General features: G+C 68.4%; 21 protein-coding genes, 1 tRNA gene and 1 riboswitch. Of the genes, 6 read left to right on the top strand and 16 right to left on the bottom strand.

The features are described 5' to 3' along the window. Nucleotides 1-12: 12 nt before the first annotated feature. Genes AADJ02_RS08175 through cobN form a run of 4 tightly spaced genes read right to left on the bottom strand, consistent with a single transcriptional unit; the run spans nt 13 to nt 5,398 of the window. Complete coding sequence (locus AADJ02_RS08175; protein WP_341212507.1) at nt 13-750, bottom strand: LrgB family protein; 738 nt, start codon at nt 748-750, stop codon at nt 13-15. Then, nucleotides 747-1,097: a CidA/LrgA family protein gene (locus AADJ02_RS08170; RefSeq protein ID WP_341212506.1), complete on the bottom strand. Its 351-nt coding sequence runs from the start codon at nt 1,095-1,097 to the stop codon at nt 747-749. The genes AADJ02_RS08175 and AADJ02_RS08170 overlap by 4 nt, the downstream gene beginning before the upstream one ends. A gap of 51 nt (nt 1,098-1,148) precedes the next feature. Beyond that, nucleotides 1,149-1,736 (bottom strand): nucleotidyltransferase family protein, encoded by a 588-nt coding sequence (locus AADJ02_RS08165; protein ID WP_341212505.1) that lies wholly within the window; start codon nt 1,734-1,736, stop codon nt 1,149-1,151. Continuing rightward, nucleotides 1,733-5,398: a cobaltochelatase subunit CobN gene (gene cobN, locus AADJ02_RS08160; RefSeq protein WP_341212504.1), complete on the bottom strand. Its 3,666-nt coding sequence runs from the start codon at nt 5,396-5,398 to the stop codon at nt 1,733-1,735. The genes AADJ02_RS08165 and cobN overlap by 4 nt, the downstream gene beginning before the upstream one ends. A gap of 78 nt (nt 5,399-5,476) precedes the next feature. Here cobN and AADJ02_RS08155 point away from each other — a divergent pair, with 78 nt between their 5' ends. Next, nucleotides 5,477-5,659, top strand: coding sequence for a hypothetical protein (locus tag AADJ02_RS08155; RefSeq protein WP_341212503.1), 183 nt, complete (start codon nt 5,477-5,479; stop codon nt 5,657-5,659). 2 nt (nt 5,660-5,661) lie between these two features. Here AADJ02_RS08155 and AADJ02_RS08150 read toward each other — a convergent pair whose 3' ends face one another. Both AADJ02_RS08150 and cobW read right to left on the bottom strand, forming a co-directional pair. Then, a complete protein-coding gene (locus AADJ02_RS08150) occupies nt 5,662-6,114 on the bottom strand; it encodes a GNAT family N-acetyltransferase (RefSeq protein WP_341212502.1) in 453 nt (150 codons plus the stop codon). Further along, the gene (cobW, locus tag AADJ02_RS08145; protein WP_341212693.1) at nt 6,111-7,178 is read right to left on the bottom strand and encodes a cobalamin biosynthesis protein CobW; all 1,068 of its coding nucleotides are present in this window, start codon (nt 7,176-7,178) and stop codon (nt 6,111-6,113) included. The genes AADJ02_RS08150 and cobW overlap by 4 nt, the downstream gene beginning before the upstream one ends. Nucleotides 7,179-7,223: 45 nt before the next feature. Here cobW and AADJ02_RS08140 point away from each other — a divergent pair, with 45 nt between their 5' ends. After that, nucleotides 7,224-7,553, top strand: coding sequence for a DUF1636 family protein (locus tag AADJ02_RS08140; RefSeq protein WP_341212501.1), 330 nt, complete (start codon nt 7,224-7,226; stop codon nt 7,551-7,553). Nucleotides 7,554-7,557: 4 nt separating this feature from the next. Here the strand turns inward: AADJ02_RS08140 and AADJ02_RS08135 are convergent, their stop codons facing one another. After that, nucleotides 7,558-8,238, bottom strand: coding sequence for a CbtA family protein (locus tag AADJ02_RS08135; RefSeq protein WP_341212500.1), 681 nt, complete (start codon nt 8,236-8,238; stop codon nt 7,558-7,560). A gap of 10 nt (nt 8,239-8,248) precedes the next feature. Then, nucleotides 8,249-8,419, bottom strand: coding sequence for a CbtB domain-containing protein (locus AADJ02_RS08130; RefSeq protein WP_341212499.1), 171 nt, complete (start codon nt 8,417-8,419; stop codon nt 8,249-8,251). A gap of 33 nt (nt 8,420-8,452) precedes the next feature. Further along, nucleotides 8,453-8,656: riboswitch (cobalamin riboswitch) on the bottom strand. A gap of 182 nt (nt 8,657-8,838) precedes the next feature. Here AADJ02_RS08130 and AADJ02_RS08125 point away from each other — a divergent pair. Further along, entirely contained in the window at nt 8,839-12,294 is a 3,456-nt protein-coding gene (locus AADJ02_RS08125) for an AAA family ATPase (protein WP_341212498.1), read from the top strand. A 342-nt stretch (nt 12,295-12,636) separates the two neighbouring features. Here the strand turns inward: AADJ02_RS08125 and AADJ02_RS08120 are convergent, their stop codons facing one another. From AADJ02_RS08120 to AADJ02_RS08095, 6 genes are all read right to left on the bottom strand, one after another. Further along, nucleotides 12,637-13,374, bottom strand: coding sequence for a glutaredoxin family protein (locus AADJ02_RS08120; RefSeq protein WP_341212497.1), 738 nt, complete (start codon nt 13,372-13,374; stop codon nt 12,637-12,639). A 67-nt stretch (nt 13,375-13,441) separates the two neighbouring features. Further along, nucleotides 13,442-14,656 (bottom strand): lytic murein transglycosylase, encoded by a 1,215-nt coding sequence (locus AADJ02_RS08115; RefSeq protein WP_341212496.1) that lies wholly within the window; start codon nt 14,654-14,656, stop codon nt 13,442-13,444. A 64-nt stretch (nt 14,657-14,720) separates the two neighbouring features. Continuing rightward, entirely contained in the window at nt 14,721-15,626 is a 906-nt protein-coding gene (cbiB, locus tag AADJ02_RS08110) for an adenosylcobinamide-phosphate synthase CbiB (RefSeq protein ID WP_341212495.1), read from the bottom strand. After that, the gene (locus AADJ02_RS08105) at nt 15,623-16,558 is read right to left on the bottom strand and encodes a threonine-phosphate decarboxylase (protein ID WP_341212494.1); all 936 of its coding nucleotides are present in this window, start codon (nt 16,556-16,558) and stop codon (nt 15,623-15,625) included. Before AADJ02_RS08105 ends, cbiB begins: the two co-directional genes overlap by 4 nt. Before the next feature lie 8 nt (nt 16,559-16,566). Beyond that, nucleotides 16,567-16,950, bottom strand: a complete 384-nt coding sequence (locus tag AADJ02_RS08100) for a DUF1636 domain-containing protein (RefSeq protein WP_341212493.1) — start codon at nt 16,948-16,950, stop codon at nt 16,567-16,569. Nucleotides 16,951-17,042: 92 nt separating this feature from the next. Then, nucleotides 17,043-18,041 (bottom strand): glutathione S-transferase family protein, encoded by a 999-nt coding sequence (locus AADJ02_RS08095; protein ID WP_341212492.1) that lies wholly within the window; start codon nt 18,039-18,041, stop codon nt 17,043-17,045. Nucleotides 18,042-18,255: 214 nt separating this feature from the next. Between AADJ02_RS08095 and AADJ02_RS08090 the strand changes: the two genes are divergently transcribed. From AADJ02_RS08090 to AADJ02_RS08080, 3 genes are all read left to right on the top strand, one after another. Then, the gene (locus AADJ02_RS08090) at nt 18,256-18,993 is read left to right on the top strand and encodes an SDR family NAD(P)-dependent oxidoreductase (protein WP_341212491.1); all 738 of its coding nucleotides are present in this window, start codon (nt 18,256-18,258) and stop codon (nt 18,991-18,993) included. A 280-nt stretch (nt 18,994-19,273) separates the two neighbouring features. After that, entirely contained in the window at nt 19,274-20,122 is an 849-nt protein-coding gene (locus tag AADJ02_RS08085; RefSeq protein WP_341212490.1) for a DUF481 domain-containing protein, read from the top strand. A gap of 178 nt (nt 20,123-20,300) precedes the next feature. Further along, nucleotides 20,301-21,965 (top strand): peptidoglycan-binding domain-containing protein, encoded by a 1,665-nt coding sequence (locus AADJ02_RS08080; protein ID WP_341212489.1) that lies wholly within the window; start codon nt 20,301-20,303, stop codon nt 21,963-21,965. 138 nt (nt 21,966-22,103) lie between these two features. Here AADJ02_RS08080 and ykgO read toward each other — a convergent pair whose 3' ends face one another. Together ykgO and AADJ02_RS08070 are read right to left on the bottom strand one after the other, a co-directional pair. Beyond that, nucleotides 22,104-22,229 (bottom strand): type B 50S ribosomal protein L36, encoded by a 126-nt coding sequence (gene ykgO / locus AADJ02_RS08075; RefSeq protein ID WP_008884645.1) that lies wholly within the window; start codon nt 22,227-22,229, stop codon nt 22,104-22,106. Between the two features lie 81 nt (nt 22,230-22,310). After that, nucleotides 22,311-22,385 (bottom strand) — tRNA-Val (locus tag AADJ02_RS08070). Nucleotides 22,386-22,458: the final 73 nt, after the last annotated feature.

The following is a 22,458-nucleotide window of genomic DNA, read 5'->3' as shown; positions in this document are numbered from 1 at the left end:
GTGTGCAACCCGTCACCCGGTGAGCAGCGCCACGAGCCACGGCGCCAGCAGCGGCGCGATCAACGCCGTCAGCAGCGCGTTGAGTCCCATGCCGATGCCCGCGAAGGCCCCCGCTGTTTCGTTGACCTGAAACGCCCGCGCCGTGCCGATGCCATGCGCCGCGACGCCGACCGCGAGACCGCGCGCGCGCCAGTCGCGGATGCGAAACAGGTTCAAAAGCGGCGTCGCCACGATGGCGCCGGTGATGCCGGTGATGATCACCAGCACCGCCGTCAGGTTGGGCGCGCCGCCGATCGTTTCGGACACGCCGAGCGCCACGGGGGCGGTGACCGATTTCGGTGCCAGCGACAGCAGCGTCTCGCCGCGCAGTCCAAAGGCCGCGCCGATGGCGACCGCCGTCACCAGCGCCGTCACCGAACCCGCCGCCAGCGCAGCCAGCATCGGCCAGACGGTCGAACGGATCAGCTTCAGATTGGCATAAAGCGGCACGGCCAGCGCCACGGTGGCGGGGCCCAGCATGAAATGCACGAACTGCGCGCCGTCGAAGTAGCGCTCATAGGGCGTACCGGTAACGCGCAGCAGCACCGCCAGAAGCGCCACGGCGACGAGCACCGGGTTGACCAGCGGCTTGCGGCCCGAGCGGCGAAAGGCGAGGTCGCCCAGAGCATAGGCCACCAGCGTCGCGGTCAACCACAACAGCGGGTCTTGGCGCAGGTAGGTCCAGATCTCGGCCGGATCGGCGGGGGTCATTCCGGCGTCCCTATCAGCCGCGCGACAAGCAAGAACACATAAACACCCGCGAGGATCGCGGCGACGGTCGACAGCAGTAGCGCCGCCATCAGCGCCACCCCGTCACGACCCAGCGTGTCGAGATGTCCGACCACGCCGACACCCGCCGGTACGAACAAAAGCGACAGGTTGCCAAGCAGCGCCGAGGTGGTGGGGGCGATGCGCTGCGCCAGTCGGGGTCGCGCGATGAGGGCGGCGAACAGCAGCGCCATACCGATCACCGGGCCGGGCACGGGCAGGCCAAGGCCGCGTGCGGCGATCTCGCCCGCTAGCTGGCAGGCGAGCAGGACGACGAGGTTGACGATCATGGGGCCTCCGGGCGCTTGGGTGCCTTCACTCTGGGGCGGGCGGGCGCGTCGTCAAGCGTGCGGGGCCTCGGGCCACGGCACGACCATCAGTTCCGGCCAGCAGGTCTTCTGCCGCGCGGCCTTGGCCTCGTGGGTGGCGCGATTGGGCAGGACCGGGTTCGGCACGACCCGCATCGCAAAGATGTCCTCGAGCCCATGGGGCGCGTAGACGTCGAAGCCGTCATCGGGGCGCAGCCGCATGCCGAGGCAATGCGTGCGTGACGCGAAATGGTCGATCCCCTCGCGGCTATTGGCATAGTCGGGACAGGCATGGCCGAAATGGTCACGATACCACAACGGCACCCGCGCTTGATTGCGGATCTCGACCGGAGGCGTGGGTGCGAACATCGGTGCCGCGTGGCGGATGATGCGGTCCTCGGCTTCCCAACTGACGTCCGGGTCGAAGTAGAACAGGTCGATATCCTTTATCCCGTTCATCGCGGGCCGAGCGGTGAGCGCATTCCATACGGCCCCGTAGAGCGCGCCCGAGACGATCCACCAGTCGGGCAGGTCGAGGTCGCGGGCGGCTCGGAAGGCGGCCATCAGCTCGGGCGCGGCGCGGACGATCTCGATCAGCCGCCCCTCCAGCGTCTGGCTCACCGCAGCGCCTCGATCCGGGCGCGGGCCGAGTTCGAGCGCGGCTGCCACAGTCCGCGCTCGATCGCCTCGTGCAGCCGCTCGGCGATCTCGCGCAGGGCGGGGGCGTTGTGCTCGGCGATGAAGTCGCGCGTGTCTTCATCGGCCAACACCGCTTCCTCCACGAGATCGAAATGGTGGTTCTTCACCGCCCGCGTCGTGGCGGCGAAGGCGAAGAGGTAGTCGACCGTCGCGGCGATCTCGAAGGCGCCTTTGTAGCCGTGGCGCTTTACGCCATCGATCCACTTGGGGTTCACGACGCGGCTCCGCACGACCCGCGCGATTTCTTCGTCGAGGCTGCGGATGACGGGCCGCTCGGGGCGCGAATGGTCGTTGTGGTAGATCGGCCGTTCGCGGCCCTGCAGGCTGGCCACCGCCGCCGCGGCACCGCCCTCGAACTGGTAGTAGTCGTCCGAATCGAGGATGTCGTGCTCGCGGTTGTCCTGATTCTGCACAATGGCTTCGACTTGGCCCAGCCGCGCGGCAAAGCCCTCGCGGTCGGCTTCGCCCTCCTGTCCCGCGCCATAGGCGTAGCCGCCCCAGTCGAGATAGGCCCGTCCGAGGTCCGCGCGCTCGGTCCAGATCCGCTCGTCGATCAGGGCCTGCAAACCGGCTCCGTAAGCACCGGGCTTCGAGCCATAGACCCGCGCCGCCGATCCACCTGCACGCACCCGCGCCGCCGCAGGGTTGATGTCCTCGGGCTCGCTAAGCGCCTGCACCGCGCGGGCCGCCGAATCCACCAAGGCCACGAGCTGCGGGAAAGCGTCGCGGAAGAAGCCCGAGATGCGCAAGGTCACGTCGACGCGCGGGCGGCCGAGAACGCCCTCGGGCAGCACCTCGAAGCCGGTAACGCGGCGGTTGGCGCTGTCCCATGTCGGCTTTACGCCCATGAGGGCCAGCGCCTGCGCGATGTCGTCGCCTCCGGTGCGCATGTTGGCGGTGCCCCAAGCGGTGACCAGCATGCTGCGCGGCCAGTCGCCGTGATCCTGCAGGTGCTTTTCGATCAAGAGGTTGGCCGATTTCCAGCCTAGCGCCCAAGCGGTCGGCGTGGGCACGGCGCGCGCGTCGACGGAAAAGAAGTTGCGCCCCGTCGGCAGCACGTCGGGCCGCCCGCGCGTCGGCGCGCCAGAAGGGCCGGGTGCCACGGCGCGGCCATCGAGACCGATCAGCAGGCCCGTGCCCTCGGCCGGGCCGCATTCGGCGATGGCGGGGCGGAGCTTCGTCTCGATTTCATCGAGAACGGCGGCCGAGGCGGGGCCGGGGGGCTGCGCCTTCCCGTCGAGCAGGCGCTGGCACAGTTCCTCCAGCCGCTCCACCGTGTCGCCGTGGCTGCGCCACTTGCCCTCGTGCGCGAGCGCATCGGGGCGCGGGCCGGTCCAGTTGGCGGCCATGTCGCAATCGAGCGGGTCGAACTCCAGCGACAAGTCATCCGCCAGCGCCCGCAGGATCGACGCGGCACCGGTGCCGCGCGGCACCCGCGCCAGCGCGATGGCGAGGTCACGCTCCTGACGGCCTTCGGGGGATTGGCCGAAGATGTGCAGCCCGTCGCGAATCTGCGCCTCCTTCAGCTCGCACAGCCAGGCGTCGAGCTTCGCGAGATCGGTGTCGGCCTGACCCGAGAAGCCCGCGTCCGAGGCAAGGCCCGTGGTCTCGGCGAGGCTCAGGATCTCGCGCCGCAAATGGGTGATGCGGCGCGGGTCGACGCCTGCGGCCTCGTAATATTCATCCACCAGCGCCTCGAGGTCGCGCAGCGGGCCATAGCTTTCGGCGCGCGTCAGCGGCGGTGTCAGATGGTCGATCACCACCGCCTGCGCTCGGCGCTTGGCCTGGGTGCCCTCGCCGGGATCGTTGACGATGAAGGGGTAGAGATGGGGCGTTGGCCCAAAGGCGATCTCGGGCCAGCAGGTGTCGGACAAGGCGAGGGCCTTGCCAGGCAGCCATTCGAGGTTGCCGTGCTTGCCCATGTGCACCAGCGCGTCCGCGCCCCAGTGATGCCGCAGCCAGAAGTAGAAGGCGAGGTAATGGTGCGGCGGCACGAGGTCGGGCGAATGGTAGGTCTCGGTCGGGTCGATGTTGTAGCCGCGTGCCGGTTGCAGCCCGACCACGGCGTTGCCGAAGCGGTGCAGCGACAGGGCAAAGCCGCCGCGCGCAAGAAACGGGTCGTCGCCCGGCGGACCCCAGCGGTCGAGGATCTGCCTCTTGGCCGCCCATGGCAGATCGCCGAAATACCGCTCGTACTTCGCGAGCGGCAGCACTTCGCCCCCCTCGCGCGTGGCGCGGTCGGTGAGCCAGTTGGTCGGCCCCGCCATAAGCCGATCCATCAGCACCTGCGCGTCTTCGGGCACCGCTTCGACGCCGTAGCCCGCGCCTTGCAGGAGCTTGAGCGCGTGGACCGTGGCGGCGGGAGTGTCGAGGCCGACGCCGTTGGCAAGGCGGCCGTCCTTGTTGGGGTAATTGGCGAGGATCAGCGCCACCTTGCGGTCGGGCGCGGGCGTTTCGCGCAATCGGGCCCAGCGCGTGACCAACTCGGCCACGAAGGTGATCCGGTCGGCGCGGGGCTGGTAGGTGGCGACGCGGCATTGCGTCGCCTCGTCGAAGAAAGCTTCGCCCTTGAAGCCGATGGCGCGGGACAGGATGCGCCCGTCCACCTCCGGAAGCGCCACGTTCATCGCGATGTCGCGGGCCGACAGGCCGGTCAGGCCCTCTTCCCAGGCCTCCTCGCTGCTCGAGGCCAGCACGATCTGGAACACCGGGGCGGCGTTGGCCGCGGGGCTGGCCAGCGGGTTGGGCGAGGCGGCATCGCCTGCGACAGCCCCCCCCGTGGCGAATGAGGTGGCATTGAGGATCACCGCCGGCGGCGCCTCGGCCATCAGCCCCGTCAGCGTGTCGCGTGACACCGGATCCTTGAGAGAGGCCGCGAAGATCGGCATCGGGTTCAGCCCCTGACGCAGCAGCGCCCGCACCAGCCGGTCGATCGGCGCGAGTTGCGCGCCCTGCAAAAGCGCGCGGTAGAACACTACGGGGATGACCGGCGCGCTCTTGGTCCATGAAGCCTGCACCTGATCGAGATCGGCGATGCCCCGACCCGGCCAGTAGAGACCGGCGCGCAGCAGGGGCCGCGCCGCCTGCGGCGCTTCGCCGCCGTCGAGCATATGCTTGGCGTGCGCCAGAAAGTTCGCGGCGTTCTCGGGCCCACCCTCGACGAGGTAGGACCAGAGCGCATCGTAATCATCCGCGCCTACGGTCGACAGCTCGCGCAGCTCGGGGTCGGGCTTGTCGTCGCCGGGCAGGGCGGCGAAGGGCACGCCCGCCTCGGCCAGCCGCGCGGCGTATTGCACCAGCCCGTATTTCCAGTAGCCCGCGCCGCCCAGCACCCGCGCCACCACGAGGCGGGATTTCGTCGCGCAATCGTCGAGATGCAGGTCGACCGACATCGGGTGCTGCAGGTGCATGAGGCTCGCCAGCCGCAGCTCCGGGGCCTCTGGCACCTGCGCCCGCGCCGCACTCAGGCTTGCAAGTTCGGTGTCGGCGGCGGAGATGACGACGAGATCGCCGGGGGTCTGGCCCAGATCGACGGCCTCCGTGCCGTCGGAGACGGTGCCCGGCGTGGCGGCAAGAAGATGCATGAAGGCCCTTTCGTGAACGCTTGCGCCGCCGCCCGCGTTGGGGCAGGGAACGGCACCCCCCAGTTACAGGAGCGGATGATGGATTACAGCAAGTCGGGCGGCGCCAAGGGCAGCCGCAACGCGCCCAAGCACAGCGAGCACAATGCCCGTGGCACCGAGAAGACCCCTTTTGACAAGCGCGCCGACAAGGCGGAGCTTCTCAAGCGCATGAAAGAGGCTCAGGCGAAGGCCGCCGAGAAGGCACCCGAGCCCAAGGGCTGAGATCACAGCCGCTTTTCCATGAACAGGCTCGTCTCGTTCGCGGCATAGTCCCCGAACGGGCCGCGTGCCTCGTAACCGTGGCGCGCGTAGAGCCGATGCGCGGCAGCCAGCAGGCTGCCGGTCTCGAGCCGGACGAGGGGCAGACCCTTGTCCCGCGCCGTCCGCTCGAGGCGCTCCAGCAGCGCCGCGCCGATGCCGCGCCCGCGCGCCGCCTCGGCCACGAAGACCGACTTCAGCTCGCCATAGCCCGGTTTCACGTGAAGCGCGCCGCAGCCCAGCGGCGTCTGGCCCTCATAGGCCGCGAAGAACCGGATGTCAGGGGCGGTCAGCGCCTCGATCGGCAGGAAGTGGTTTTCCTCGGGCTTGAACAGCGACCGCATCAGATCGTGGCTGGCCTCGATCAGCGCGCGCGGACCGGGATCGGTCGCGCGCGCGGGCATCACCTCGACGCTCATGCCGCCAGCGCCGCCTCGATCGCCGCACGATCAAGGCCAGCCTCGCCGATCACCACCAGCCGCGTCTCGCGCGGCTCGGCGCCGAAGGGCCGGTCGAAATGCGTGTCGACCCGCGGACCGACGGCCTGAAGCGTCAGCCGCATCGGCTTGCCCGTCACCGCGACGAAACCCTTGAGCCGCAGGATGTCATGCGCGCGGATCACCTCGGCGACCTGTGCGGCAAAAGCCTTGGAGTCGGTCACCTCGGCGCGAGTGACGACGAAGCTCTCGAACTCGTCATGGCCGTGCTCGTGGTGGTGATCGTCGTGGTCGCCACCGTCCTCATCGTCGTGGTGGTGATGGTGGTGCACCTCATGGCGGCTTTCCATGTCGGCCTCGGCCGCGGCCCCTTGGCCCAGCAGCACCTCGACCGGAAGCGCGCCCATCGTCGCGCGCACCACCTGCACGCCGGAGCGCGCCTCGGATTTGAGCCGGGCGGCCAGCGCCTCGGCCTCGGCGGGCTCCAAGAGGTCGGTCTTGTTGACGACGATCATGTCGGCGGCGGCGATCTGGTCCTCGAACAGCTCCGACAGCGGCGTCTCGTGATCGAGGCCATCGTCGGCGGCGCGCTGCGCGTCGATCGCGGCGATGTCGTGGGCAAAGCGGCCTTCGGTCACGGCCTTGCCGTCGACCACGGTGACGACGCCGTCGACCGTCACGCGGGTCGAGATGCCGGGCCAGTTGAAGGCGCGGATGAGCGGCTGCGGCAGAGCGAGGCCGGAGGTCTCGATCACGATGTGATCGGGCCGGTCCTCGCGATCCAGAAGCTTCTCCATCGTCGGAATGAAGTCATCGGCCACGGTGCAGCAGATGCAGCCGTTCGACAGCTCGACCACGTCCTCCTCGCGGCAGGTCTCGATGCCGCAGCCCTTCAGGATGCCGCCGTCGACGCCGAGATCGCCGAACTCGTTGATGATGAGCGCGATGCGACGGCCTTGGGCGTTCTCGAGCATGTGGCGGATCAGCGTGGTCTTGCCGGCGCCGAGAAAGCCGGTGACGACGGTGGCGGGGATCTTGGCGGGCATATGGGTCATCCGTTACTGGTCGGCGCAGGCACGCCGGAGGGAAATATGGACTGCATCACGATCTGCGCGACCTGTGCGGCGCCGGGGCAGGCGCCTGAGGGGGCGGCCTTGGCCGATGCCCTGTGTAAGGGTTTGCGCGATGGGGTCGTGGTGCGCCTCGTCGATTGTCTCAATGTCTGCCATTCGCCCGTGGCCCTGTCGATCCGGGGCGCGGGCAAGACAGCCTATCTCTTTGCGGGGGTGGACCCGGCCACGCAGGCGGCCGAGGTCCGTAAGCTCGCGGATCTCTACGCCGCAGCGCCGGGCGGCGAGATCACCGATGCCCGGCCGCTGGGGCAACTTCGGCACGGTCTTATCGGTCGCATCCCGGCCTGAGGCGTCAGGCCGCCTCGCGCGACCAGACCCATCCGGCCGTGACGCCCAAGAGCGCCCATGCCGCCGCCGATACGCCCAGCGCCCGCGTGGCAAAAAGCGCACCCAGTTCGGGGGCCGCGGTGCCAAAGTAGCGGTCGAGATGCGGCGCGCCGATCAGATGCGGCAGTGCAAGGAGCGCCACGCCACCCGCGATCCATGCGAGCCCGGGTCCAAACGCCGTGACGGCAAGGCCAAGCGCCGTCGCCACTACCGTGACGCCCCACCAGAGCTGCCGCTCGGAGACCTCGGCCCCGATGGTGCCGGGAAGCTCGGGCGGCAGCCCGAAGGCGGGGGCCAGCGCCAGCGCCACAAAGCCTGCAAGGCCCCAGAGGAGCCCTGCGCGCGCGTCGATCCGCACGCCCCGCCGGGCCGCGAGGGCAAAGCCCGCCGCCAGCACGAAGCCAAAGCCGATCCAGCCGACGACGTTGAGCGCGATGGTGCCGACATGACGCCCGATCGCATCGCCCAAGGGCGGTGCGCCCGCGTCCGAGCCGATGAAGCCCTCGGTGAAGTGCGACCGCGCGCCGGTCTCGTAAAGCTCGGCTTCCATCAGCAAGGGCACGACGAACCAAAGCTGCAGGAGTGCTGCGAGCACGCCTGCGGCCAGGCCAGCGAACAGCGCGCTGGCCCCGATCTGTTTCAACATGTCCGGGCGATCAGTGGCAGGGAAAGCCGGTCGCGTGGCGCGAATCATGGGCCACGTCGTGCATCGCACCCGCCTGGCTGAAGCCGGCGGCGAAGATCAGCCCTAGGCCGAGGATCGCGGCAAAGGCGATGGTGGCGATGTCGGTGGTGCTGCCGGAGGCGGCGATGGTCTTGGTCGTCATGTCAGTTCTCCTGTCCCGTCCACCCGACGGGGTATCGGTTGCATCACGCAGGGCCGGTCTCCTGGCTCGCGGGTCGTGGCATCCCCCCACCTTCCCGGGATCTCTCCCAGTGGTGCCGGAGGGGCGCTCACCGCTTACAGTCGCGGGGGCGGCTGCGGCTGGGGGCCTCCTGACTGGATCGGCCCCTTCCGCATTCCCGATTTCCTCCCCAGGGACGCTTCGCGCCGCAAAGGGGAACCTTGCCCCCCGTTTCTGCGCCGCGCCACTGCCCGGCGTCAAGCGCCAAGGCCGGGACGCAGGGCATGGTTCGGCCCCGCAAACGCGGCGGAACCCCGCGCGCAAAGGGCCGCGCGCGTTGACTTCGGGGCCTTGTGTCCCGCATAGGCGCGCGACCAAGAGCGCGAACGAGGGCGGCTTTCATGCGATTCTCCCGGCTGCGGCTGAACGGCTTCAAGAGCTTCGTCGACCCGACCGATCTGGTGATCGAGGACGGGCTCACCGGCGTGGTCGGCCCGAACGGCTGTGGCAAGTCGAACCTTCTGGAGGCGCTGCGCTGGGTGATGGGCGAAAACCGCCCCACCGCGATGCGCGGCGGCGGCATGGAAGACGTGATCTTCGCCGGTGCCGCGACCCGCCCCGCGCGCAACCACGCCGAAGTGACGCTCGCCATCGACAACGCCGAGCGGCTCGCCCCCGCCGCCTTCAACGATTCCGATACGCTCGAGATCGGACGCCGCATCACCCGCGACCTCGGCTCAGCCTACCGCCTCAATGGCCGCGAGGTCCGCGCCCGCGACGTGCAGATGCTCTTTGCCGATGCCTCCACGGGCTCGCAATCGCCCGCCCTTGTGCGGCAAGGCCAGATCTCCGAGCTGATCAACGCCAAGCCCACGGCGCGGCGGCGCATCCTCGAAGAGGCCGCCGGCATCTCGGGGCTCTATCAGCGTCGTCATGAGGCCGAACTGAAGCTGCGCGGGGCCGAGGCCAACCTGTCTCGCGTCGATGACGTGGTCGAAAGCCAGGCGGCCCAGCTGGCTACGCTGGCGCGACAGGCCCGGACGGCGGCGCGCTACCGCGAGATCGGCACGGCGCTGCGCGCGGCCGAGGGGCTGCTCTTGTGGCTGCGCTGGAACGCCGCCGAAACGATGCGCCGCGCCGCCGAGGAAGAGCTGCGCGAGATGGCGCAGGCCGCCGCCCGCGCCGACGGGATTGCCGGGACTTCCGTGACGACGCGCGCCGCCGCCGAGGCCGCGCTGCCGCCGCTGCGCGAAGAGGCGACCATCGCCACCGCCGTGCTGAACCGTCATGAGGCCGAGCGCGACCGGCTGCTCGATCAGGAAAAGCGCGCGCGCGGCGCGATCCGCGCACTTGGCGCGCGGATCGAACAGCTCGACCGCGACATGGAGCGCGAGGGTGTGCTCGACCGCGATGCGGGCGAGACGATGCGCGCGCTCGAGGCCGAGGCTGCCGAGCTTTCGCAGGCGGGGCAAGGGCATGATGCCCGGCTTGCCCTCACCGAGGAGACGGCGCGCGAGGCGGGCGAGATCCTGACCGAGGCCGAGCATGCCCAAGGGCAGCGCACCGAGGACACTGCCCGGCTCGCCGCGCGTCACCAGTCGGCGCAACGCCTCGTGGCCGAGGCCAAGAAGCGCATCGTCGCCAGCGCCGAGGCCGCAGAACAGGCCAAGGCGCAGCTCGCTGCCGCAACCGACGCGAGCGCGCAGGCCGAAGCCGGTGTGACGCAGGCCGCCGAGGTCGAAGCCAAAGCCCAAACCGCCGCCGAGGCCGCCGAGGCCGATCTTGCGCAGGCCGAAACCGCCCGCGCCGAGGCCCAGAGCGTCGAGGCCGAAACCCGCGCCGCACGCTCTGGCGTCGAGGGAGAAGCCAAGGCGCTGCGCGCCGAGGTGACGGGCCTTGCGCGGCTTGTTGAGCGCAACGACGCCGAAGGCGCGCAGCTGCTCGATCTTCTGAAGGTCGAGCCGGGCTTCGAGAAGGCGTTGGGCGCGGCGCTGGGCGATGATCTGAAGGCCCCGCTGGTGGACGCACGCGGCGCGACCGGCTGGGCCGAGTTGCCGGGCTATGACGCTGATCAATCGCTGCCCGAGGGCGCCGAGCCGCTGGCGCGCGCCGTCCATGCGCCGGGGCTTCTGGGCCGCCGCATCGCGCAGGTCGGCGTGGTCGCCCGCGAACAGGGGGCAGGGCTTCAGGCCCGGTTGAAGCCGGGTCAGCGGTTGGTGAGCCGCGAGGGCGATCTGTGGCGCTGGGACGGCTACCGCGCCGGGGCCGAGGATGCGCCCTCCGCCGCCGCTCTCAGGCTGGAGCAGGTGAACCGTCTGAGCGCGCTGCGCGAAGAGCTTGAGGTGATCGAGGCCAAGCTCGCCGAGCTGACCGAGACCCACGCGCAGGCCACGACCGCGCTGGAGCGTGCCCGCGAGGCCGATGCCGCCGCCCGCGCCGCGCGCCGCGCCGCCGAAACCGCGCTGTCCGAGGCGGCGCGCGCGCTCAGCCGTGCCGAGGGGGAGACGGGCCGTGCCCAGACCCGCCGCGACGCCGCGCAACAGGCGATGGCGCGCTTTGAGGCCGAGGGCCGCGCCGGGCGCGAGGCGCTGATCGAAGCCGAGGCGGGCTTGCGCGATCTCGACGATCTCGATGCCGCGCGCGCCGCCGTGGAACAGGGCCGCCAATTGGTCGAAGCCGCGCGGATCACCATGATCACCCGTCGCTCCGAAGCCGACGAGATCCGTCGCAATGGCGAAGCCCGGGCACGCCGCGCCGAGACCGTCGCGCGCGAGCTTGATGGCTGGCGTCAGCGGGCCGAAACCGCACGGGGCCGTGTTGGCGAATTGACCGCGCGGCGCGCCGAGACCGAAGCCGAGCTTGAGCGCGCGCGCGAACGGCCCGAGGCGATCTTTGCCGAGCGGCGCACGCTGGACGCAGGCATCAATGAGGCCGAGGCCCGCCGCGACGCTGCGACCGAGGCGCTGCGCGCCGCCGAAGGCGCGCTTACCGATGCGCAGGCCGCCGAGCGCGCCGCCGAGCGCGCCGCCTCCGAGGCGCGTGAACGTCGCGCCGCCTCCGAAGCCCGCGCCGAGGCCGCCCGCACCGCCGCGACGCAGGCCGCCGAGCGGATCCAGGAGACGCTGGAGACCACGCCCGAAGAGCTGTTCGCCACGCTCGACGTCGGCGCGCTGGCCCCGCCGCCCGCCGAGGAGGTCGAGGCCAAGGTCGCGCAGCTCAAGCGTCAGCGCGACGCGCTTGGCTCGGTCAACCTGCGGGCCGAGGAGGACGCCGAGGCGATCCGCGAAGAGCACGATGGGCTGGTCAGCGAGAAGGCCGACCTCGAAGAGGCGATCCGCACGCTGCGTACCGGCATCGGCAGCCTGAACCGCGAGGGCCGCGAGCGTCTGCTCGCCGCGTTTTCGCAGGTCAACGAGAACTTCGGCACGCTGTTCACCCATCTGTTCGGCGGCGGCGAGGCGCGGCTCACGCTGGTCGAGAGCGACGACCCGCTCGAGGCGGGGCTCGAGATCCTGTGCCAACCGCCGGGCAAGAAGCTCTCGGTGCTGTCGCTTCTGTCGGGCGGCGAACAGACGCTGACGGCGCTGGCACTGATCTTCGCGGTGTTCCTCGCCAATCCGGCGCCGATCTGTGTGCTCGACGAGGTCGACGCGCCGCTCGACGACGCCAACGTGACCCGGTTCTGCGACCTGCTCGACGAGATGACCCGCCGCACCGACACGCGGTTTTTGATCATCACCCACCACGCGGTGACGATGGCGCGGATGGACCGGCTCTACGGCGTCACCATGGGCGAACAGGGCGTGAGCCAGCTCGTTTCGGTCGATCTTCGCAAAGCCGAGCAGATGGTCGCCTGAGGTCATGCTTCGGTGACGAAGCAACTCGTGATTGCGGAACGTAACAAGAACACTTGAGAAATTGCCGGGGTTTTGGCAAGACTTCCTCCTGCCGCGACACATCGCGGCGAGGGGAGGTGATGTGCATTGACCGAAGCCAGCTACCGTAAGTGGATGGTGGTCGTCGCAGTGGCAACGCTCGCGGTGACGATCGTCCGTCTCTGGGTCGGGCGGTAACGTCCGGCAAAGAGAAACCCCCGCAGAGCGGCAACTCTGCGGGGGCCAGATCAGGGATGAGATCTCATCGACCGATCACTACCGTATGGCCCGTATAATGTGCATCGCTTGCTGGATTGTAAAGGCTCAGGCCACCAGCATGATCAGCATCCACAGCCCCATCCCGGCCATCATCACGTTCTCGGTGAGAGAGATGAAGCCCAAGGGAACATTGCTGTCGCCGCCGACGCAGGCGCATTTCAACTCGCGCTTGTCGATCCAGACCGCCTTGATCACCGAGACCGCGCCCACCGTGCCGATGAACAGCGCCAAGGGCGCCGAGAACCATGTCAGCAGGAGCGCCGTCATCAGCACGCCCGCCACCGCCTCGGCCCAAGGGTAGATATAGGCATAAGGCACCCAACGCTGCGCCAGCAGGTCATAGTTAAGAAAGCCGTTGGTGAAGCCCTCGACGTCGCGCAGCTTTTGTAGCGCCAGAAGGCACATCGAGATCGAGATGAACCAACCGATGGTCTGCCAGGCGAAGATCGTACCCAGCGCGACCCAAGCCACCGCCAGCGCGAGCACGAACCCCATCCCGAAGATCGCGATCACCGGCTCGTAGGTCGTACCCTCGGGCTTGGCCGGTCTCATGTCGAAATGCGCGCGCAGATCGTCATAGCCGCCGATGCGCTTGCCATCGATAAAGGTCTGCGGCGTCGTCTTGACGCCATGCTCGCGCATGAAGGCATCCGTCGCCTCGCGCGTGGTCAACTCGTGGTCCTCAACCTCGAACCCCTTTGATTTCAGAAGATGGAGCGATTTCTGCCCAAAGGGGCAGAGATGCTTAGGCATCGACATGCGATAGAGCTGCGCTCGGGCCATGCGGGGGCTCCTTTCGTGACAGGCTTGCCCCCGCAACGTCCTTCCCGCGCTAGAAGGTTCCCTCGGGTCAGAGCGCGTCGAGCAGGGCGCGGGTTGGCCAGGCATCGGCGGCAAGGCCCAGACGCTCCTGTTCGGCCTGCACCGCCTCGCGCGTCATCTCGCCCAGGATGCCGTCGGCTCCACCGACGTCATGGCCACGCGCCTGCAGTTTTTCCTGAAGCCGGACCATCTCTTCACCCGCAAGGCCGGGCGCGGGGTTGCCCGCGTCATAGACCGGGGCACCGCTCAGTCGGTTGGCGAAATAGGCGGCGGTGGTGACGTAGACGAGGCTCTGGTTCCACTCGAAATAGACCCGGAAGTTCGGGTAGGCGAGGAAGGCCGGGCCGTCCTTGCCCATCGGCAGCAGGACCGAGGCCGGCAGGGTGGACGCACCGAGATCGCCCGAGCGGCCGGTGACGCCCAGCGCCTGCCATTCGGAGACGGGTTTTTCGGTGTCGAGACCGGTCTGGCTCCAGTCCATGGTCTGCGGCACCACGATTTCCTGCAGCCATGGCTCATTCGCGCGCCAGCCCAAGTGCGATAGCATCTTGCCGCCCGACACGAGCGCGTCGCGCGCCGATCCCTTGAGGTCGACCCGGCCGTCGCCGTCGCCGTCCATGCCATTCTCGATGATGTCGGCGGGCAACATCTGCACCTGCCCGATTTCACCGGCCCAGGCACCGGTGGTGCTGGCCGGATCGAGACCGCCCTGCGCATAAAGCTCGATCGCCGACAGAAGTTGCGGGCGGAACAGCTCGGGGCGGCGGCAGTCATGCGCAAGCGTGGCCAGCGCGTTCACGGTGTTGAAGTCGCCCTGAATCGCGCCGTAATCGGTCTCGAAGGCCCAGAAGGCCAGAAGAACGCCGCGCGGCACACCGTAGTCGGCCTCGATCCGGTCGAAGGTGGCATCGTATTTGTCGGCATTGGCGCGGCCATTGGCGATCCGGTTTTCCGAGATCAGCCGCCGCGAAAAGTCGACGAAGTCACGCTGGAACACGCCTTGCGCGCGGTCGGCCTGAACAACGGCCGCATCAGTGCGAACGCCCGAGAAGAAAGCGTTCACCGTCTCGGCCGGGTGGCCCATCGCCGTGGCCTCGGCCTTCACCCCTTCGACCCAAGCGCCGAAATCGCCACCGCAGGGCGGCTTGGGACCAGTGGCATCCTGCGCCTGCGAGAGGGCGGGGGCGAGAGCGGGCAGGGTCGAAAGGATCAGCGGAGCGAGAAGGCGGGCCTTGAGGCGCATGTAGGGGTGTCCTGTCTGTTGCGGGTCGCGGCGGAGCCTGCCAGCCATGCCCATGGGGGGCAACTCACGTCCATGCCAGCACGATCACCACGCAAAGTCCCGCCGCCCACGCCTTCCACAGCATCGCACAGGCGGCTTCGACCGCCGCGGCACCTATCTCGCGAAAGCCGTCCGCGTTTACCCAAGGAAAGTCCTGCATCCGCCCGTGGTAGGCACGCGGTCCCGACAGCGCCACGCCCAGCGCGCGGGCCATCGCCGCCTCGGGCCAGCCCGCGTTGGGCGAGCGGTGCAGCCGGGCCTCGGTGGCAATCTCGCGCCAGCGACCCGGACGGCCCGCGACGAGCCAGAGCAAAAACGCGGTAAGCCGCGCGGGCACCCAGTTCATCACGTCGTCGAGCTTCGCGCTGGCCCAGCCAAAGCCCTCGTGACGCGGCGTGCGGTAGCCGATCATCGAATCTGCGGTGTTGACGATCTTGTAGACCAGAAGGCCGGGCAGTCCGCCGATCAGGAACCACAAGGCCGGGGCGGTAACGCCGTCCGAGAGGTTCTCGGCGGCGCTCTCGATCGCGGCGCGGGCCACCGCCGCCTCGTCCATTGCCGCCGTGTCGCGACCGACGATCATCGACACGGCATGACGGCCTTGGTCGAGCGATTGCCGCAGGCCCGTGGCCACGGCGCGGACGTGATCGACAAGGCTGCGCTGGGCCAGAAGGATCGCGGCGACCACGATTTCGGCGAAAGGCCCCGGCATCGCGGCCAGCGCCTCGCCCAGCGAGAACGCCCCGAAGACCAACGCGGCGCAGGTGAGGATGCCGCGCCCGCGCGCCGGGCCGCCGATGTTGAGCATATGGTCGAACCAGCCCACGGCGCGGCCCATCAGCACGGCCGGGTGCGGCACGCGGCCCCAGATCTTCTCGGGCTCGCCGAACACGGCGTCGAGTGCCATGGCGATGAGCAACCACAGGCTCACAGCGCCGCCTCGATCTGCCCCCAGCGGTCGGGGGCGGGCAGTCCGAGGCGCAGATGCGTGGCCGACCACGGGAAGATCCGGCTCCAGATGCCGCCCCGTGCCAGACGCTCCTGCCATGCGGCGGCGTCGTCGACCTCGTAGAGGCGGAACAGATCGGTGCCGCCCGAGATCTCTGCCCCCTTGGCCGTCATCATCCCGTCGAGACGCGCGGCATCGGATTTCAGCCGCTCACGCGTGGTCTTGGCCCAGCCGTGATCCTCGAGCGCCCGTGCGCCAATGGCGAGGGCGGGGCCCGAGACGGGCCATGGGCCGAGGCTTTCGGCAAGGGCCTCGATCAGCGCCGGCTCGGCGATGGCAAAGCCGAGACGCAGGCCGGCGAGGCCCCAGAACTTGCCGAAACTCTTGAGCACCACCGTGCCGGGACGCCCTGCCAGCGCCACGAGCGAGGCGTCGGGGCGGATGTCGCAGAAGCTCTCGTCGATGACCGCGAAGCCTGCGGTGATTTCCGAGGCCTGCCACATCCGGCCGTCGGGGTTGTTGGGATGCACCGCGACCTGCGCCTTCGACGAGCGGGTGGAGACCTTCCACCCGGCGGCGAGAAAGGCGGCCTCGTGTTCGTTGTAGGTGGGGCCGGGGATGCGGACGGCCCCGGTGGGGGCAAGCTTGGGGAGGCGCGCGATCAGCGCCGAGGCACCGGGAGCGGCGAGGATCGCAGCCCCCTCGGGCACCCTCCAGAACCGGCGCGCGGCGGCGATGAGCCGATCTTGCGCGCCCGCGTCGGGCAGGGCGGTCCAGGCATCGAAGGGCAACGCGCCCACGGGATAGGGGACGGGGTTGATGCCGGTCGACAGATCGAGCCAGCCATCGCGTGTGCCGCCATGCCGCGCGATGGCGGCGTCCAGCCCGCCACCATGGTCTCGCACTTGGGTCATGGCCGCGTTCATTCGGCGTCGGGCAACGGCGGGTGACGGGTCACGAAATGTCCCTTCACCGCGGCGGGCCATGTCTTGTAGGGCACTTGGCCGCTGGCGCTTTCACCGTGCAGCACCGCCCAATCGACGATGCCCTGCGCGGTCTCTTGCGTGACCTCGAACCGGCCCAGCGTGTAGTTCAGCTTGCCCGCCGCCTGCACCGCGACGTTGCATCCTTGCTGGCACCCCATCAGGCACGAGACGCGCCGCGTGCGCACCGGCTGGCCTTCGGCCGCCTTTTCGACGAGTGCGGCAAGGCGTTCGCCGTCGGTCGCGCCGGAGGCGGCGTCCCAGCCCTCGCGCTTGCAGGTGTCGCAGATGGTGATCCAGGTGGGGGGGCTTTGTGTGCTCATGGCGACGGTTCAAACCGAAAACCGCCCCGTCCACAAGCGGGACGGGGCGGGACGGGACGGGGCGGACAGGGCAGGACGGGGCGGCGTGCGGCTCAGGCGGCGTCGCGCGCGCCCAGATGGTCGCGGCCATGGGGGGCTTCGAGGTCGAGAACCGGCCCGATCGGCACGATGCGGTGCGGGTTAATCGTCTCGTGGCTGTAGTGGTAGTGATGCGTGATATGGTCGAGATGCACGGTCCCGGCCACGCCCGGCACCTGATAAAGTTCGCGCGTGTAGCCCCACAGGTTGGGGTATTCGATGAGCTTGGCGCGGTTGCATTTGAAGTGACCATGATAGACCGCGTCAAAGCGGATCAGCGTGGTAAAGAGCCGCCAATCGGCTTCGGTGATCGCGTCGCCCATCAGGTAGCGCTTGGTCGAAAGCCGCGCTTCGAGCCAATCGAGGCTGTCAAATAGCGCCACGACAGCTTCGTCATAGGCCTCTTGAGATGTGGCGAAGCCCGCCTTGTACACGCCGTTGTTGACCGTGTGATAGACACGCTCGTTCACCGTCTCGATGTCGGCGCGCAGGGTCTCGGGCCAGTAGTCGTCGGTATTGCCGGTGAGGTCGTCGAAGGCCTCGTTCAGCATGCGGATGATCTCGGCGCTCTCGTTCGAGACGATGGTGCCGCGTTCGGTGTCCCACAACACGGGCACGGTGACGCGACCCGAGATCTTCGGATCGGCCTTGGTGTAAATGTCGCGCAGGAACGGCAGATCGAACAGCCTGTCGCCGGTGGCCCCGTCGAAGTCGGTCCGGAATTCCCAGCCATCGCCCAGCATCTCGGGATGCACGACGCTGACGCCGATATGCGCCTCGAGGCCTTTCAGCGCCCGGAAAATCAACGTGCGGTGCGCCCAAGGACAGGCATAGGAGACGTAAAGGTGATAGCGTCCGCTCTCTGCCGGAAACCCGCCGTCGCCCGAGGGGCCGGGGCGACCGTCGGGGGTGATCCAGTTGCGAAATGTGGTCGTGCTGCGCTCGAATTTCCCGCCTGTCGACTTGGTGTCGTACCAGACATCGTTCCATTCGCCGTTCTGAAGCTGACCCATATCCTGATCCCGTGTTTGCTGCGCCTAGAGTCATGGACCTAGTGCTGCGATGGCCAAAGTGTGAGGTCTGACGACGAACAGGACTTGTGCGATGCGGCGCGAAACCCGTTCGGAGTGGCGAGTTTTCCAGTTGCCGCTATGTCAAAAACGAAGCCCTGTAGTCATGGCGAGGACGACGGGCAGACGCATGCGGGCAAGACGAAAGGAGCGGGGCATGAGGGATTGGCAGGGCAAGCGGTATTGGTTGGTTGGCGCGAGCGAAGGCCTGGGGCGAGAGCTGGCATTCTGTCTCAGCAAGGTCGGTGCGGATCTGGTGGTAAGCGCACGGTCGCATGAGCGGCTGGAGACGCTCGTCGCGGCCCTGCCGGGTCATGCATCGGTGCTGCCCTTCGACGTCACGGATCCCAAGGCGGTCTCCGACGCGGCGGCTGCGGCGGGAGAGATCGACGGGGTGGTCTATCTCGCGGGCACGCGCTGGCCGATGACGGCGCGCGATTGGGATCAGGGCCGGGTCGAGGACATGGCGCAGGTCAACTATCTCGGGGCGAGCCGGGTGATCGGCGCGGTCCTGCCGGGCATGCTGGCGCGGGGCCATGGGCACGTCGTGCTGACCGGGGCGCTGACCGGGTTCCGGGGCCTGCCCGGTTCGATCGGCTACGGGGCCTCGAAGGCCGCCGTGATGCATCTCGCGGAATCGTTGCGTCATGATCTGCGCGGCAGCGGCGTCGATGTGCAACTCGTTAATCCCGGCGCAATCCGGACCCGATTGGGCGAAAGGGCGGACGAGGGCGCGTCCTTCGTCATGGAGCCTGCCCGTGCCGCGCGCGAGATGTTCGAACACATGAGTTCCGAGCATTTCAAAATCAATTTCCCCTACGGGATTTCGCTGCCGCTGCGCGCTGCTCAATTTCTGCCCGATTGGGCGTATTTCCGACTGTTCGGGCGGCGTTGAGCGGCAGGGTTCACGGAGGCAAGTTGCATATTTGTCACGTGAATGTGGCGCAAATGGGTCAGCCATCTTACGTAGCGGCAATTTCGTTTGACGCCGCGGCGCGGGACTTCATATCTCGTGTGAGAGAAGGGCGGTGTGCGGCCCTGTTGCAAAAATGACCCGTCCGCCGAGCTTCGGTTGACCCTCGGGACCGGATTTGCGAGAGGCGCGTTCAACGACCATGGAACCCGTAGCGGAATCCGGTTTGTAGCCGGAATTCGGAATCGAAAAGGACAATGAAATGAACGCCACCTACAAACTGCTGATGGCAACGACCATCCTCGGCCTCGTCGGCACCACCGCCATGGCGCAAAGCTTCGACGACGTGAACAGCCCGGTCTTCAGCAATGAGAACCAGCTCGACGACAACCTCGAGGATCTCGACGAGGACATCGAAGACGATTTCGAAGTCGACACCCCCACCTTCGGCAACGAAGGTCGTGAGCTCGGCTTCACCGGCTCGATCTCGGCCCGCGGCACCGCCACGAGCGGCAACACCGATACCTCGACCATCGGCCTCGGCGCCCGCTTCGGCTTCTTCGACGGCGTCAACGGCCACGAAGTCAAGCTGAGCTACAGCTACTTCGACGCCGAGGACGACGCGGACGACCTGAACCGTCTGCTCGCCGGCTACGACTACACCCGCGACTTCTCCGACACGTTCTATGGCTTCGGCACCGCCGTGGTGGCCTATGACGAAGACGACAGCTACGAAACCGATGCCTTCATCGGCGCCGGCGTGGGCTACCGCGTGTTCAACACCCCCGACGTGCAGTGGTCGATCCAGGCTGGCCCGGGCTACCGCTACCTCGAGACCGCCGATGGCGAGGAAATCGACGAGGCCGCCCTGTCCGTGTCGTCGAACTACTACAACCGGATCTCGCCGGATCTGTTCATCACCAACGACACCGACGTCATCGCTTCGGACCGTGACACCTACGTCACCAACGACTTCGGCGTGACCGTCTCGATGAGCGACGCTCTGGCGATGCGCACCAACCTGTTCACCGAGTACCGCACCGACCCGGAGCCCGGCTTCGACGACACCGACAACACCCTCGGTGTGTCGATCGTCTATTCCTTCAACTGATCTCCCTCGATCGGTTGCATTCCGGAAAGGGAGGCGGGGAAACCCGTCTCCCTTTTTCGTGTCCCACCCTTGGATCGGTGCATTGTTGCGCCGGGGAAACGGTCAGGACGCGAAGTTGTTGTTTGAAGACGCCGCCAGACCGCGCCAATCTGGTGCGAGGGCATCACGGAGGACACCCATGCGCCATCTGTTGACGAGCACCGCCATGCTGTTGTGGGCCGGTGCGGCCATGGCGCAGGACGCCGCGCTGCTTTTGGGTACGGAACGCTACGAGACCTTGGGTCGGCTTTCGCGCGGCACCGAGATCCTTGGCGCGGCCGAGCCGTTGCGCGAGCTGGGCTTTTCGGTCTTCGCATTGCCCAACGGTCGGGCTGACAGCACCGCCCAGACCGCGCGCGACTGGCTCGAGCAGGTGCCCGAAGGCAACCGGCTCGTGGTGGCCCTGTCGGGCCGTTTTGCCACCGATGGGGCGCGCAGCTGGTTCCTGACCGCCGAAGCCGATGGTCCGGGGCTGCTGACGCCGGGAGCGGCGGCGCTACCGGTGGAAGGCGTGTTGCGCGCGCTGGCTGAGGCGCCGGGGCGCTCCTTGCTCCTGCTCGGTGTCGAGACTGGCGGTTCAAATCGCTACGACCCGTGGGTCGGCGAGGGGCTGGGTGCGCTGGAGATCCCGCAGGGTGTCACCGTGCTCACCGGCAGCCCGCGCGCGGTGGCACAGTTCATGACCGGCCCGCTGGCCGAGCCACGCGAGGATCTGTCACGCGCGATTCGCGAGGCGGAGGGATTGCAGGCGCAGGGCTATCTCCCCCGCGCGCGGATCTTCATGCCAGCCCGTCCCGATACCCCCGCCGCCGCGACCGCGCCGCGCACCGACCCGGCCGCCGAAGAGGCGCTGTGGCAGGGCACGGTGGCGCTTGGCAGCATCGAGGCCTACCGCGACTATCTTGCGCGCTATCCGCGCGGCAGCCATGCGGAGGCGGCCGAATCGGCCATCGCCGCAATCGTCGCCGAGCCCGACCGCGACGCGCGTCTGGCCGAAGAGGCGATCGGCCTCAGCCGCGATCAGCGCCGCGACCTGCAGCGCAGCCTGAGCCTTTTGGATTTCAACACCCGTGGCATCGATGGCATCTTTGGTCCCGGCACCCGGCAGGCGATCATCAACTGGCAGCAGCAGAATGGATTCGGGCAGACCTCCTATCTCACGCCTGAGCAGATCAGCCGCATCGACGCGCAGGCCGCGCGCCGTGCCGCCGAGCTCGAGGCCGAGGCCGAGCAGCAGCGTCAACAGGCGGCGCGTCAGGATCGTTCGTTCTGGGACGAGACTGGCGCGCGCGGCGACGAGCCGGGGCTCAGGGCCTATCTCGACCGCTATCCCGACGGGGTCTTCGCCGAAACCGCCGCCGATCGCCTGGCGTTGATCGAGGAGGAAAAGCGTCAGGCGGCGCAGGCCGAGGACAGTGCCGCTTGGGACCGGGCGCGCGAGGCCGATACCGTCGAGGCCTACCGCGATTACCAACGCGCCTTCTCCGAAGGCAGCTTCAAGGCCGAGGCAGAGGCGCGAATCGCGGCGCTGAGCCAAGAGGTGGCGCAAAGCGAGGCACGGGCCGCCGCCGAACAGCTCGAACGCGACCTCGGCCTCAACGCCCTGACCGCGCGGCTGGTGGAGCAGCGGCTCGACGCGCAGGGGCTGGAGCCGGGCGAGGTGGATGGCAAGTTCGACCAAGCCACCCGCCGCGCGATTCGCCGCTATCAGAGCAACCGGGAGCTCGAGGCCTCAGGCTATCTCGACGAGGCGACGGTGGTGCGTCTGCTGGCCGACTCCGTCGATTCGATCATCAGGCCGTAAGATACAGCCCCCGGTCCGGTTCGCCGGATGGGGGGGCTTGCTCGGCAGGCTGACAGATTTCGGAAACGAGAAAGGGCCGTCTCCTTGCGGAGACGGCCCTTTGATCCTGATCCCACCCGAGAGGGTGGAAGACCGGCTTCAGCCCTGACGGGCCTTGAAGCGGCGCTGCGTCTTGTTGATGACGTAGACGCGGCCCTTGCGGCGCACGACGCGGCAATCGCGGTGGCGCTGCTTGAGCGAACGAAGCGAGTTGGCGACCTTCATGGGGTGCTCTCCTTGTCGCGGCGCGGCGATTGCGCCGTGGTTGCAAAATTCGGCCCCCAAAAAGGGGGCCGGTGAAATACGTGGTGGGCGGTACAAGGTTCGAACTTGTGACCCCTTCGATGTCAACGAAGTGCTCTACCGCTGAGCTAACCGCCCTTGCCGTCTGACGCCCCATGTCCCTTGCGGGTCACCGTTCGTCGTCGGGTGAGCGGTGCTATACGGGGAACGC

Source organism: uncultured Limimaricola sp. (assembly GCF_964022235.1).
GTDB lineage: Bacteria > Pseudomonadota > Alphaproteobacteria > Rhodobacterales > Rhodobacteraceae > Limimaricola.
This window is presented reverse-complemented; position numbering and strand designations above follow the sequence as displayed.

Excerpts from the sequence above, each read along its gene's own strand:
- AADJ02_RS08175 (WP_341212507.1), bottom strand. The coding sequence starts at position 750 with ATGACCCCCGCCGATCCGGCCGAGATCTGGACCTACCTGCGCCAAGAC.
- AADJ02_RS08170 (WP_341212506.1), bottom strand. The coding sequence starts at position 1,097 with ATGATCGTCAACCTCGTCGTCCTGCTCGCCTGCCAGCTAGCGGGCGAG.
- cobN (WP_341212504.1), bottom strand. The coding sequence starts at position 5,398 with ATGCATCTTCTTGCCGCCACGCCGGGCACCGTCTCCGACGGCACGGAG.
- AADJ02_RS08155 (WP_341212503.1), top strand. The coding sequence starts at position 5,477 with ATGGATTACAGCAAGTCGGGCGGCGCCAAGGGCAGCCGCAACGCGCCC.
- AADJ02_RS08150 (WP_341212502.1), bottom strand. The coding sequence starts at position 6,114 with ATGAGCGTCGAGGTGATGCCCGCGCGCGCGACCGATCCCGGTCCGCGC.
- cobW (WP_341212693.1), bottom strand. The coding sequence starts at position 7,178 with ATGCCCGCCAAGATCCCCGCCACCGTCGTCACCGGCTTTCTCGGCGCC.
- AADJ02_RS08140 (WP_341212501.1), top strand. The coding sequence starts at position 7,224 with ATGGACTGCATCACGATCTGCGCGACCTGTGCGGCGCCGGGGCAGGCG.
- AADJ02_RS08135 (WP_341212500.1), bottom strand. The coding sequence starts at position 8,238 with ATGTTGAAACAGATCGGGGCCAGCGCGCTGTTCGCTGGCCTGGCCGCA.
- AADJ02_RS08130 (WP_341212499.1), bottom strand. The coding sequence starts at position 8,419 with ATGACGACCAAGACCATCGCCGCCTCCGGCAGCACCACCGACATCGCC.
- AADJ02_RS08125 (WP_341212498.1), top strand. The coding sequence starts at position 8,839 with ATGCGATTCTCCCGGCTGCGGCTGAACGGCTTCAAGAGCTTCGTCGAC.
- AADJ02_RS08120 (WP_341212497.1), bottom strand. The coding sequence starts at position 13,374 with ATGGCCCGAGCGCAGCTCTATCGCATGTCGATGCCTAAGCATCTCTGC.
- AADJ02_RS08115 (WP_341212496.1), bottom strand. The coding sequence starts at position 14,656 with ATGCGCCTCAAGGCCCGCCTTCTCGCTCCGCTGATCCTTTCGACCCTG.
- AADJ02_RS08105 (WP_341212494.1), bottom strand. The coding sequence starts at position 16,558 with ATGACCCAAGTGCGAGACCATGGTGGCGGGCTGGACGCCGCCATCGCG.
- AADJ02_RS08100 (WP_341212493.1), bottom strand. The coding sequence starts at position 16,950 with ATGAGCACACAAAGCCCCCCCACCTGGATCACCATCTGCGACACCTGC.
- AADJ02_RS08095 (WP_341212492.1), bottom strand. The coding sequence starts at position 18,041 with ATGGGTCAGCTTCAGAACGGCGAATGGAACGATGTCTGGTACGACACC.
- AADJ02_RS08090 (WP_341212491.1), top strand. The coding sequence starts at position 18,256 with ATGAGGGATTGGCAGGGCAAGCGGTATTGGTTGGTTGGCGCGAGCGAA.
- AADJ02_RS08085 (WP_341212490.1), top strand. The coding sequence starts at position 19,274 with ATGAACGCCACCTACAAACTGCTGATGGCAACGACCATCCTCGGCCTC.
- AADJ02_RS08080 (WP_341212489.1), top strand. The coding sequence starts at position 20,301 with ATGCGCCATCTGTTGACGAGCACCGCCATGCTGTTGTGGGCCGGTGCG.
- ykgO (WP_008884645.1), bottom strand. The coding sequence starts at position 22,229 with ATGAAGGTCGCCAACTCGCTTCGTTCGCTCAAGCAGCGCCACCGCGAT.